Raw genomic sequence first — 12,666 nt, 5'->3', positions numbered from 1 at the left:
GCACCTAATTTGCTTGGTGACAATAGCGTTTTGGACCCACCTGACTCCATGCCGAACTCAGTAGTGAAACGAAACAGCGCCGATGATAGTGTAGCATTTGCTATGTGAAAGTAGGACATTACCAGGCTTCAAATTGTAGAAAGCCCGAATCTAACGATTCGGGCTTTTTTACGTTTGCAGAAAAGTAAATGTGCGTAATTAATACACACTACATCAACACGCATCACGTAGGGCGGGCGAGCATAGCGACTCCCGACGTTAAAATCACAACAAAACCCCTCAATAACTCAGTCGGCCAATAAATTAGCATTTGCTACGTGACTTTCTACTGCTGTGGGCACTATGACATTACACAAGCTTCACATTGTAGAAAGCCCGGCTCTAACGATTCGGGCTTTTTTACGTCTGCAGAAAAGTGAAATGCGCGCAATTAACACACACTCACATCAACACCCATCACGTAGGGCGGGCGAGCGCAGCGACTCCCGACGCTAGAATCACAACAAAAATCCTCAATACCCCAGTCGGCCAATACAGCAGCATTTGCTACGTGACTTTCTACTGCTGTGGGCACTACGACATCCTACTGCGTAGCGCACCGACTTCACATTGTAGAGAGCCCGAATCTAACAATTAGATTTTTACGCCTGAAGAAAGATTAAATGCGAGCCAATAACGAATAATCTATACCATAACATCATCAAGTACTTACATTAAATACCTTCATGATCTAACTAAACCCGAAAGGTTCGCGTTTTAAAAGTGTAGTAAAGTTAAATGTAGGTGAATAGCGTACAACTCACTCAACTATCTTATTCATATTTAATCTTTTTTACTTTCTATAAAAGCTAATTACTTTCATTTCCTTAGATAACAAATTTAATTTTGCTTTGTTACTGTCTTTGATTTAGGATCAAATCAGTTTAAAACCAAGAACTAACAGCCTGTGTATAGATTATTAATTAGCGCCATATCCATTTTATTTTGTTTTTCTGCGTCGGCAGTTGAAGTAACTGATCTATATCAAGATATTTTAAAAGTGGATGACAAAACACGAGACACTCGATTAGCTGCGAGTCGTAAAGCTTTGCTCAATGTTTTAGTGAAAGTAAGCGGTGATGAAACCGCGGATCAAAATAAATTAGCACAGCAACGCACTAAAGATATTTCTGATTATATGCTTAAGTTTGAATATGACGAGAGAGCAAATGGACAGTTGAAACTTGTTGTTAAATTTGAAGCTCGAAAGATCAATGCGTTAATCAAAGAGTTAAACTTACCTTTATGGGGAGTACAACGCCCGTTAGTCGCAATATGGTTAGGTATTGAAGACAATTGGCGCAGAGAATTAGTAACACAAGAAAGTTACCCGCAATTAGAGCAGTTAATTTATGACAAAGCTGGGCGTCGTGGTTTACCTGTCGTTGTGCCATTACTTGATTTACAAGATAGACGTTTAGTAGGTATTCCTGAGGTATGGGGTAACTTTTCAGAACCAGTAGAAGAGGCCTCTAGACGATACAGTGCTGAGCGAAGTATTACAGCAAGAATGTATAAAGAAGCGGATAGCGAAAATTGGATTTTAGATTGGCGTTTTACTAATGATGATCAATTTGATTCAAATAGATTAACGGGCGATAAGCAGCAAATAGTGAGTCAAATGATTGATACCTTAGCTCGAGGCCTTGCAAGCGAGTACGCTATTGATCCAAATGCTTATTATGAACAAGCCGCGGCCACGCTAACATTAAAAGGCACGCAAAGTTTTGTTGATGTTGAATTAGCAAAACAAAGATTATTGAACTTAAGCGTTGTTACGCAAGTTAAAATTGTTCGTAAAACACCAGAATTTGTAGAATTTAAACTAAACCACACTGGTAACCTAAGCGATCTTAAAAAAGGGTTAGGGTTAGACTCCTCATTTAAAGATTATGAGGATCCACGCGCTTTTTATCATGTTGTTGATAAAAATAGCTTAGAGTATCAATGGATAACGCCATAATGCTAACTTCTGAGCCGATGCAAATGGCATTACCGGTTACCTTGCCGGATGACGAAACATTTGCATCGTACTTTGGTGGGGAAGATTCGTTAGAGGTTAACCATTTAAAAGATAGCTTTTCGAAGTTAGCTAAAAAGTTTCAGTATACTTATTTATGTGGGTTAGGTGATTCGGGTAAGTCTCACCTTTTGTATGCAACCTGCATTAAAGCACAAGAGCGTGGCCTATCTAATATGCTGCTGTCTATGCGCGAAGTAATTGACTTTGGACCTATGGTATTAGACGGTTTAGAAGCACTTGATGTTCTATGTATTGATGACGTGCATTTAGTTGCAGGCAATGATGCATGGGAAAAAGCACTATTCAACTTTTTTAACCGGTTTAACGAACCCGGAAAAATGTTAGTAGTAACTGCCGATTTACTTCCTAGCATGCTTAATATCTCGCTGCCTGACTTAGAGTCTCGCTTAACGTGGGGAACAACCTTTCAAATTCGTTCTATGAGTGACGACGATAAAGCACAAGCACTTGTTAAGCGCGCTCATATGCGCGGCCTTGAATTAAGTGATGAGTGTGCACGCTTTTTACTAACCCGTTTAAGCCGTGATATGCGTGCTTTATTAGATGTACTCGACAAATTAGATCATGCATCTATGGCAGCACAGCGAAAATTAACTATTCCTTTTATAAAATCAACGTTAAAGCTGTAGTAGGTCTAGAATCTAGACCCTTCTTTCAGTTATCATAAGCTATTATCAGAGCGTGTTTACCTTTCCTGATTGGAATTTGTTTAACTTAAGAGTGCTTTAATCGCGTCGTGAGGGCTTTAGCGTAGTATTTATATGCGAAACCCGAACAACAAAGAACGTAGCCTCCGAGATAAACACTTCAAACTGCATGTGTTTGGTCTTTATTTAGCGTTATTGCATCACTTATGTAGGAAACTACAGTCCAATGCTTAACCTTATTTAATAACCAACCACACTGTTGTAAAGCAATCTTGAAAGGCCAACACGCTCTTAAGCAATCACCTTCTGTGAAAGATCAGGTATCGAATGAACTTAGAAAACATATTAGCGCAAGCACTTGAGGCGGTAGCCAGTGCCAGTGAAATAGCGCAGTTAGAAGATATCAGGGTTAATTACCTTGGTAAAAAAGGCGAAATCACTAGCTTACTTAAAACGTTAGGTAAAATAGCACCTGAAGAACGTAAAGAAGCAGGCCAAGTTATAAACCAAGCTAAACAAGATGTACAAGCTGCTATCAACGAAAAGCGTGAGTTGCTAGCAAGTAAAGCACTTGAAGAAAAACTAGCTGCTGAAACTATAGATGTAACTCTACCAGGGCGTGTTATGCCTACTGGCGGTTTACACCCAGTTACGCGCACTATTGAGCGCATAGAAAGCTTTTTTGGTGAGTTAGGTTTTGAAGTTAAATCTGGTCCAGAAATCGAAGACGATTTTCATAACTTTGATGCGCTAAATATTCCAGAGCACCATCCAGCACGTGCTGATCATGATACCTTTTATTTCAATCCTAAATTAGTACTACGTACACAAACAAGTGGCGTGCAAATTCGTACTATGGAAACTGAGCAGCCACCACTGCGCATTATTTCACCTGGACGCGTATACCGTAACGATTACGACCAAACACATACACCTATGTTCCATCAGGTTGAAGGTTTAATGGTTGATACCGATGTTAGCTTTACTGAGCTAAAAGGTATTTTGCATGATTTTTTACGTAACTTTTTTGAAGAAGATATGGAAATTCGTTTCCGTCCTTCATTCTTCCCGTTTACAGAACCTTCGGCTGAAGTAGATGTTATGGGTAAAGACGGTAAGTGGTTAGAAGTACTAGGCTGCGGCATGGTACATCCAAATGTACTTAAGTCTGTGGGCATTGACCCAGAAAAATACACCGGCTTTGCTTTTGGTATGGGTGTAGAGCGTTTAACTATGTTGCGCTATGGCGTAAACGATTTGCGTGCATTTTTCGAAAATGACTTAAAATTCCTGAACCAGTTCCGTTAAGAGTGAAACAATAAAATGAAATTTAGTGAAAAGTGGTTAAGAGAGTGGGTTAATCCTGCTATTGATACGCAAGCTCTTTCGGAACAGCTTTCAATGGCTGGTCTAGAAGTTGATGGCGTTGAGCCTGCTGCTGCCAAATTTAATGGCGTAGTTGTAGGTGAAGTTGTTGAATGTGGACAACACCCAGATGCAGATAAACTGCGTGTTACCAAAATTAACGTAGGTGGCGATGAGCTACTTGATATCGTGTGTGGTGCACCAAATTGTCGTTTAGGTATTAAAGTTGCTGTTGCAACTGTGGGCGCTGTACTGCCTGGTGACTTTAAAATTAAAAAAGCCAAACTACGCGGCCAACCTTCAAACGGAATGCTATGTGCTTTTGTTGAGCTAGGTATTAGCGAAGAAGGCGACGGCATTATGGAATTGCCAAGCGATGCACCAGTAGGCACTGATTTACGTGATTACCTAGGTCTTGATGATAATATTATAGATGTTGATTTAACACCAAACCGTGGTGACTGCTTAGGTATAAAAGGTCTAGCACGCGAAGTAGGCGTTTTAAATAGTATTGACGTAAACGTATTAGATATTCCAGCTGTTACTCCAACAATTGATGACAAAGTATCAATTGAGCTAGTTAATGAAGATGCATGTCCTCGTTACCTTGGTCGTGTGATAAAAGGCATTAACCTTGACGCAGAAACACCTCTTTGGATGGTTGAAAAGCTACGTCGTAGTGGCGTACGTTCAATCGACCCAGTAGTTGATGTTACTAACTATGTATTACTTGAACTTGGTCACCCAATGCACGCGTTTGATTTAAATGCGATTGAAGGTGGTATTAAAGTACGTAGTGCAAACGCAGGTGAAGAACTTGTTTTATTAGACGGTAACACCGCTAAATTAAACGACACAACACTTGTGATAGCCGATCATAACAAAGCACTTGCAATTGCAGGTATTTTTGGTGGTGAGCAATCAGGTGTTACAGATAAAACATCTGATATATTACTTGAAAGCGCATTTTTTAATCCTGTAGCAATTGCAGGGCAAGCACGTAGCTACGGTTTACACACTGATGCTTCACACCGTTATGAACGCGGTGTTGATTTTGCTCTACAACATGATGCAATGGAACGTGCAACAGCACTTCTTCTTGAGATTGTAGGTGGTCAAGCAGGCCCTGTAGTTGAAGCTGTTGCGGCTGACAAACTACCAAAAGTGACTGAAGTACGTCTTCGTCGTGCACGTTTAGACCGTGTTATTGGTCATCATATTGAAGATGCTAAAGTAACAGATATTCTTACGCGTTTAGGTCTTGATGTTAAAGTAGAAAATGAAAGCTGGAGTGCGGACGTACCAAGCTACCGTTTTGATATTCGCATCGAAGAAGATTTAATTGAAGAAGTAGCACGTGTTTACGGTTACAACAGCATTCCAAATATTGCACCAACTGCAAAACTTAAAATGACGACACATAACGAAGCAACTATTGCACTTAGCAAGTTCCGTAATACGTTAGTGACTCGTGGTTACCAAGAAGCAATTACATACAGCTTTGTAGACCCTAAAGCACAAGCTATTTTACACCCAGAGTGTAAAGCAATGGTATTACCGCACCCTATTTCAATTGAAATGTCAGCGATGCGTGTAAGTTTAATGCCGGGTTTATTAGCGTCTGTAGCGTATAACCAAAATCGCCAACAGCCTCGCATTCGTTTATTCGAACATGGTCTTAAATTTATAAGCGACGAAAGTGCAGAAAACGGTGTTTACCAAGTTCCGGTTATTGGCGGTGTTATAACAGGCCTTGTAAATGGCGAGCATTGGGTTGAAGAAAAACGTAATGTTGATTTTTACGATTTAAAAGGTGATGTTGAAGCCTTACTTGCAATTACCAATGACATTACTCGCTTTGAAATTAAAGCCGAGCAGTCAGATGGACTTCACCCTGGTCAATCAGCAGTAATATATGTTGATGGTAAAAAGGTTGGTTTTTTTGGTGCTTTACATCCTCAAGCTCAAAAGTCGTTAGATATCAACAACGCAACTTTTGTATTTGAAATTGAAATGTCAGCAATAGAAAAAAGAAATTTACCGCAAGCCGAAGGGGTGTCTAAATTCCCTTCAAATCGCCGCGACATCGCGATTTTAGTGGCAGACAGCGTTAAATCTGGCGACATTTTAAGCGTGATCGAAAAAGTTGGCGGAAATCAATTGGTTGACCTAAACTTATTCGATGTGTATAAGGGCAAAGGTATTGAGCCAAATTATAAGAGTTTGGCAATTGCTCTAACACTGCAAGCGGTTGATAGAACACTCGAAGAGAAAGATATCAATCTAGTAGTTGATAACGTGGTGGCCGAATTGGCCGAACAGTTTAATGCATCGTTGAGGGACTAGATATGGCGCTTACTAAAGCCGACATAGCTGAACACCTATTTGAAAAGCTCGGGATCAATAAAAAAGATGCCAAAGATTTAGTTGAAGCGTTTTTTGAAGAAATCCGCTCAGCGCTAGAAAAAGGCGAGCAGGTTAAGCTCTCTGGATTTGGTAACTTTGATCTTCGAGACAAAAAAGAAAGACCAGGCCGCAACCCGAAAACAGGCGAAGATATTCCTATTTCGGCACGTCGCGTGGTGACTTTTCGACCAGGTCAAAAGCTTAAAACCCGCGTAGAAGTGGGCACAAGCAAAGCAAAATAAAAAAAGGCAGCGTAAGCTGCCTTTTTATTTGCCTGAATAACCTAGTTATTAAATTATACCAACCTGCATAAATCTTTGATCAATTTGACGAATTAAATTGCACTATAACGTCGTTAAAAATGTTTTATTTAGAATAACTAGATACAAAAATTTTTGCCTAGTTCTAGCGTAATTTCCTTAACGTTAAATAGACCCCATATATAAGCAGATTGGTATTAGGTTATTTTTGCGATTATAAATTAAAACTCTCGAGGAGATACAAAATCACCTGCCATTATTTGCTGAAATGTTTGCTCTGCAAGTACATCTAGGCTGTCTAAGCTTTTACCATTCGTTATTAATTGCTGCTCAATTTCAAACACGTCAATATTTTCAATCCCCGACATTTGCGCTACTTTAGAAAGTATATATGCATGCTTAAATTTATCATGTTTATAAAAAAGACTAATAAGTGATGTATACACTTCAGGATTCGGTACGTTGTCTTTTTTATTGAGCTCTAAAGTTTTATAAAGCAAATCGATGGTTTTTTCATCGTCGAACTTAATATAGTACGATGCTAAAAAAAATTGCATTTCGGCACTTTGCGTTACACTTTTGTCATTTTCTATCGCCAATAATTTAGTCAGTGCGTTTTGGTTATTATTTCGTGACCATTGGTAGTAGAGCAAACCTGGATGGTTCGTATTTTGGGTATCTTGGTATAACCGAGTCATTTCTTTAATGCTCGTTAATTGACCGTCAATACGTGACGTTTTTTTAGCTTTTAACTTAATATGTTCAATTTTGGCAGCCACAGTTATACATTGGTTATAGGATTCAAAGTCTTTGAGTAATTGGTATTTATTTTCATCAGTAGGGTCTTTGTATTCTATGTAACGTTTGATAATTACATCAGAACGCTCATCCTTGCAGTGGCTGTCTTTGTTTAAGTCGCTACAAAAGCCAGGTGTTTCTTTGCACACTTGTGCGAGTGTCAAGGGCTCTTCACACCCTGTCAACGTTAGCAAACCCAATAGTACACTTGCTTTTTTAAGCATCCCTTAACCCCAAATGAATATCTACCTTGTTATTCTAACGCAATCATTTAACGCCTAACAGTAGAGAATAACTTCAGATTAAATTAGAATAGCCCTGCCTGAAGTGCATTACTCTCAAAATATAGTGCATTTTTAAAGGCTATCCGTTCAAAATGATAAACTTAGGTAAATAAAATGACCTCATCTCACGAGTTAGAATACACAAATAGTTGGCAAGAGCGCCAAGATTACGCAGAAAGCATGCAACCAATCATTGGTAAACTTTACCGTAATCGTGGTATCGAAATCGCTGTATATGGCCGTCCTCTCGTAAATGCCAGTACTATCGATATTATCAAATCTCACAAAACCGTTGCTCAGTTTGAAGGCACTAAATTACGTTTGCGTGAAAGCTTCCCATTTTTAGAAGCTATCAGCAAAATGGAATTAAACTCTGCACGTATTGATATTGGTAAGCTTGCATATAGTTATTTGTTCACTGAAGCTGCAAAAGGCCGCTCAGTAGAAGAATTTGTAAAAGATGAACTTGCAGAAATAGCTGACTTACCAGCGAAAGAACCACGCGATGTTGTATTGTATGGTTTTGGTCGTATTGGTCGTTTACTAGCGCGTTTGTTAATTGAAAAATCAGGTCCATATTCAGATTTACGTTTGCGCGCTATTGTTGTGCGTGGCGGTAAAGAGGGTGATCTTGAAAAGCGTGCAAGCTTACTGCGTCGTGATTCAATTCACGGTCCATTCAATGGCTCAATCACTATTGATAAAGAGCGTAACGCAATTAAAGCCAACGGTAGCTACATTCAGGTTATTTACGCTAACTCTCCTAGCGAAATTGATTACACTCAATACGGTATCGACAATGCATTAATTGTTGATAACACCGGTATTTGGAAAGACGAAGCGGGCCTTGGCCAGCATCTAGAGTGTAAGGGCGCTGCAAAAGTATTATTAACAGCTCCTGCAAAAGGTAATATCAAAAACATCGTATATGGTGTTAATAACAAAGATATTTTACCTGAAGATAAAATTGTTTGTGCAGCAAGCTGTACAACCAATGCAATTACACCAACGCTTAAAGCATTAAACGATAAGTTTGGTATTAATAATGGCCATGTTGAAACTGTACACTCGTACACGAACGATCAAAACCTTATTGATAACTACCACAAAGCAGAGCGCCGTGGCCGCGCCGCAGCACTTAACATGGTAATTACTGAGACAGGGGCTGCAAAAGCGGTTTCAAAAGCATTACCAGAGCTTGAAGGCAAATTAACAGGTAACGCAATCCGCGTACCTACACCTAATGTGTCGCTAGCTATTTTGAACCTTAACTTAGCAACAAGCACATCAGTTGAAGAGCTAAACGCATTTTTACGTGATACTGCACTTCATTCAGACTTACGTGACCAAATTGATTACACAGCATCAACGGAAATTGTTTCTACCGATTTAGTAGGTAGCCGTTACGCAGGTGTTGTTGATTCACAAGCAACGATTGTTGAAGATAACCGTATTGTTTTATATGTATGGTACGACAATGAGTTTGGTTACAGCTGCCAAGTAGTTCGTTGTATGCGCGATATGGCCGAAGTGTCATTCCCAAGCTTACCTCGCTAATTTATTTGCAGTGACTTAAAAGCCAGCATGTTGCTGGCTTTTTTGGTCGTGTATTATTTTTAAAGCGTATGCCTTGTGATAGGCTTTAATTAAGAAAATGCACATTCGTTTTACTATTTACAAAATAATGTCAGTTCTGTGAATTAATAAGCAGATAAACTTATTCAACCTAAAGGTTTTTTTCATGAAAATCAGCAGCAATTTCGACAGTGGTAATATCAAAGTTATTGAAGCCACCGATCCTTTAAATATTCAATTAGAAATTAATAAAGATCACCAGTCTGAATTTTATCAGTGGTTTCACTTTCGTCTTGAAACAACGCCTTACCAATTGCATAAGTTAAATATTAATGAGCTTGATAAATCAGCTTACCCAGATGGTTGGGAAGGGTATCAAGCCGTTGCATCATATGACCGCCAAACATGGTTTCGTGTACCATCAAGCTATGAAAATGGCACATTAAGCTTTGAAATTGAACCAGAGTGCGGCAGCGTGTATTTTGCTTACTTTGCGCCATACAGTTACGACCGCCATTTAGATTTATTATCTTGGGCACAAAGCCAAGGTGCTTGCCAATTAATAACACTTGGTGAAACACTCGATGGCCGCGATATGAGTGTGCTTAAAATTGGTGAGCCAAGTGAAGATAAGAAAAATATCTGGATCACAGCACGTCAACATCCTGGTGAAACAATGGCCCAATGGTATGTTGAAGGTCTACTGCACAAACTTCTTGATGACGAAGACCCACATGCAGCTGCGCTTCTATCAAAAGCAGTGTTTTACGTTGTGCCAAATATGAATCCAGATGGCAGCGCACGCGGACATCTCCGTACTAATGCTAAAGGCGTTAATTTAAACCGTGAATGGCAGACACCAAGCATGGAAAATAGCCCTGAAGTTTACCTAGTACTAAATAAAATGCGCGAAGCTGGCTTAGATATGCACTTAGATATACACGGCGATGAAGCTATTCCGTATAACTTTGTGGCAGGCAGCGAAGGTATTCCAAGTTACGATGCTCGTCTTAAAGGCCTTGAAGATAGCTTTAAAGCTGCGCTTTTAACTATTACTCCAGAGTTTCAAGATGAGCATGGCTATCCAAAAGATGAGCCCGGCCAAGCTAACCTTACGGTAGGTTCATCAGCTACTGCTGAAGAATTCAAAGCATTAACGTACACAATTGAAATGCCATTTAAAGACAACAACGATTTACCTGATCCAGACTATGGCTGGTCAGACCGTCGTTCGTATCAATTTGGTCAAGATACGTTAGCGGCAATTGTTAATGTTGTTGATAATTTAAGATAAAACGTTTATTTGAAGGGTATCAATAGTTTTGATGCCCTTTTTGCTTTTAGTAAAACCCCTTTTACAAAAAATAATAATCATATAGCAACTTCACTCCAAAACGTTTTTAACGTTTCTTCGCCGCGTATCATCACCGTATCGGTACAAATCAATCTACTTTCCTTTAAATACTGCTGATGCAGTGCCTTGCAATAGCTACGTAATTAAATATTTTGAAAATTAAGTGTTAACAAAGTTGGGGTACTTAAGTTAAGATTAATTAAATAATGAGTCGGGACGGGAGAGGTAAAACCTTATTTCGTGAAACTTATGTTGCGTAGTAGCTAAAGCAGAGTCTCGTAATTAAAAATAATAAATATAACTATAGAGGATATCCATGGAAGCTTTTGTAAGCGCTGTTAATGATGTTGTTTGGAGTAATGCACTCATCTATTTATGCCTAGGCGCAGGCTTGTTTTATTCAGTATTAACTCGATTTGCTCAAGTTAGACATTTTAAAGAAATGTGTAAGTTATTATTTAGTCCAAACACGTCTGATAAAGGTATTTCATCTTTTCAAGCCCTTGCAGTATCGTTGTCTGGACGAGTCGGTGTTGGTAATATCGCAGGTGTTGCAGCAGCTATCGGTTTTGGTGGACCAGGTGCTATTTTTTGGATGTGGGTTGTTGCTTTTCTAGGTGCAAGTACCGCATATGCAGAATCTACTTTGGGCCAAATTTATAAAACAGAAGAAAACGGGCAATATCGTGGCGGCCCAGCGTATTATTTTGACCGTTGTTTAGGGCAAAAATGGCTAGCTGTTTTATTTGCTGTTTCGGCAATTATTGCATGTGGTGTTTTTCTGCCAGGCGTACAAGCAAATGCGGTAGGTAATGCATTTACTCAAGTGTTTGGCGATGGCAATATGGTTTCTACTAGCTTTGGTGACGTAGGCAGCTTTAAATTGGTCGCTTTGGCAATTATCCTTATTGTTTTGGCGTTTATTATTTTCGGCGGAATAAAGCGTATTGCGAACTTTACGCAAATAGTAGTGCCATTTATGGCGCTTGGTTACATAGTATTGGCACTAATCGTAGTATTTTTAAATTTAGATAAAGTGGGTGATATATTTTATTTAATTATTAGTGATGCGTTTACTGCGCAGGCCGGTTTTGGTGCTGCTATTGGTTGGGGCGTTAAACGCGGTATATATTCTAATGAAGCAGGCCAAGGTACTGGGCCTCATGCAGCAGCCGCTGCAGAAGTTGATCACCCTGCTCAACAGGGGTTAGTACAAGCTTTCTCTGTTTACGTTGATACCATCTTTGTGTGTACTGCAACAGCATTAATGATTTTAATAACGCAGCAATACAATATTGTGGGTGAGTTACCAGCAGGGCAATTTATTGTTCAAAATGTTGATGCAGCCACTGAAGTGGGTTCAGCAGCCTTTACGCAAATGGCTCTATTTAGTGTATTTGGTAGCTTTGGGCAGGCATTTGTTGGCATCGCATTGTTCTTCTTTGCTTTTACCACAATACTTGCTTATTACTTTATTGCAGAGACTAATATTGCTTACTTAAATCGTTATTTTAAAGGCAGTATTCCGCTTGTTATCGTGAAGTTTGTGATTATGTTTATGGTTGCATACGGCATGGTAAACAATTCAGGTTATATCTGGACTATTGGTGATATTGGCGTTGGCTTAATGGCCTGGATCAACATACTAGGTATTTTAGCTATTTTCTTCGTAGCTAAGCCTGCTTTGTTATGTTTGAGCGATTATGAAGAACAGAAGAAAAAAGGCGGAAAGATCATATTTGATCCAGTTAAATTAGGCATTAAAAACGCCACGTTCTGGGAAAAACGCTTAGAGAAGCAGTCAAAAGACGCAGAGTAATTAAACTTAGTGGGCAACTTAGAAAATTATCGCCCCAAAATTAGTTATTGGTTTGAATTCAAAAAAGACAACGAG

The 12,666-nt window shown here is 39.3% G+C and carries 10 protein-coding genes and 1 rRNA gene; 9 read left to right on the top strand and 2 right to left on the bottom strand.

Annotated elements, in window-relative coordinates; translation table 11 throughout:
• Nucleotides 1–12 precede the first annotated feature (12 nt).
• A 5S ribosomal RNA gene (gene rrf / locus PARC_RS11085) occupies nt 13–127 on the top strand.
• Nucleotides 128–430: 303 nt separating this feature from the next.
• Here rrf and PARC_RS21555 read toward each other — a convergent pair.
• Nucleotides 431–574: a hypothetical protein gene (locus tag PARC_RS21555; RefSeq protein WP_158522942.1), complete on the bottom strand. Its 144-nt coding sequence runs from the start codon at nt 572–574 to the stop codon at nt 431–433.
• Nucleotides 575–946: 372 nt separating this feature from the next.
• On the opposite strand from PARC_RS21555, the gene PARC_RS11080 reads away from it, so the two are divergent.
• The 5 genes from PARC_RS11080 to ihfA all read left to right on the top strand — a co-directional run bounded on the left by PARC_RS11080 (nt 947) and on the right by ihfA (nt 6,743).
• Nucleotides 947–2,002 carry a DUF2066 domain-containing protein gene (locus PARC_RS11080; RefSeq protein WP_010554011.1) on the top strand — a complete coding sequence of 352 codons (1,056 nt, stop codon included), beginning with the start codon at nt 947–949 and terminating at the stop codon, nt 2,000–2,002.
• Nucleotides 2,002–2,712, top strand: a complete 711-nt coding sequence (gene hda / locus PARC_RS11075; RefSeq protein ID WP_007580342.1) for a DnaA regulatory inactivator Hda — start codon at nt 2,002–2,004, stop codon at nt 2,710–2,712. The genes PARC_RS11080 and hda overlap by 1 nt, the downstream gene beginning before the upstream one ends.
• Before the next feature lie 345 nt (nt 2,713–3,057).
• Nucleotides 3,058–4,038, top strand: a complete 981-nt coding sequence (gene pheS, locus PARC_RS11070; RefSeq protein WP_002960692.1) for a phenylalanine--tRNA ligase subunit alpha — start codon at nt 3,058–3,060, stop codon at nt 4,036–4,038.
• Nucleotides 4,039–4,053: 15 nt separating this feature from the next.
• The gene (gene pheT / locus PARC_RS11065; RefSeq protein WP_010554012.1) at nt 4,054–6,441 is read left to right on the top strand and encodes a phenylalanine--tRNA ligase subunit beta; all 2,388 of its coding nucleotides are present in this window, start codon (nt 4,054–4,056) and stop codon (nt 6,439–6,441) included.
• A 2-nt stretch (nt 6,442–6,443) separates the two neighbouring features.
• Nucleotides 6,444–6,743: an integration host factor subunit alpha gene (gene ihfA / locus PARC_RS11060; RefSeq protein WP_002960690.1), complete on the top strand. Its 300-nt coding sequence runs from the start codon at nt 6,444–6,446 to the stop codon at nt 6,741–6,743.
• Nucleotides 6,744–6,982: 239 nt separating this feature from the next.
• On the opposite strand, the gene PARC_RS11055 is transcribed toward ihfA, so the two are convergent.
• Nucleotides 6,983–7,783 (bottom strand): DUF2989 domain-containing protein, encoded by an 801-nt coding sequence (locus PARC_RS11055; RefSeq protein ID WP_010554013.1) that lies wholly within the window; start codon nt 7,781–7,783, stop codon nt 6,983–6,985.
• Between the two features lie 174 nt (nt 7,784–7,957).
• On the opposite strand from PARC_RS11055, the gene PARC_RS11050 reads away from it, so the two are divergent.
• From PARC_RS11050 to PARC_RS11040, 3 genes are all read left to right on the top strand, one after another.
• Nucleotides 7,958–9,400: a glyceraldehyde-3-phosphate dehydrogenase gene (locus tag PARC_RS11050; RefSeq protein WP_010554014.1), complete on the top strand. Its 1,443-nt coding sequence runs from the start codon at nt 7,958–7,960 to the stop codon at nt 9,398–9,400.
• Nucleotides 9,401–9,584: 184 nt separating this feature from the next.
• Nucleotides 9,585–10,712 (top strand): M14 family metallopeptidase, encoded by a 1,128-nt coding sequence (locus PARC_RS11045; RefSeq protein WP_010554015.1) that lies wholly within the window; start codon nt 9,585–9,587, stop codon nt 10,710–10,712.
• Between the two features lie 376 nt (nt 10,713–11,088).
• On the top strand, nt 11,089–12,591 hold the full coding sequence (locus PARC_RS11040) for an alanine/glycine:cation symporter family protein (protein ID WP_010554016.1): 1,503 nt from the start codon (nt 11,089–11,091) through the stop codon (nt 12,589–12,591).
• Nucleotides 12,592–12,666: the final 75 nt, after the last annotated feature.

The sequence above is a fragment of the Pseudoalteromonas arctica A 37-1-2 genome, assembly GCF_000238395.3.
Classification (GTDB): Bacteria; Pseudomonadota; Gammaproteobacteria; order Enterobacterales; family Alteromonadaceae; genus Pseudoalteromonas; species Pseudoalteromonas arctica.
This window is presented reverse-complemented; position numbering and strand designations above follow the sequence as displayed.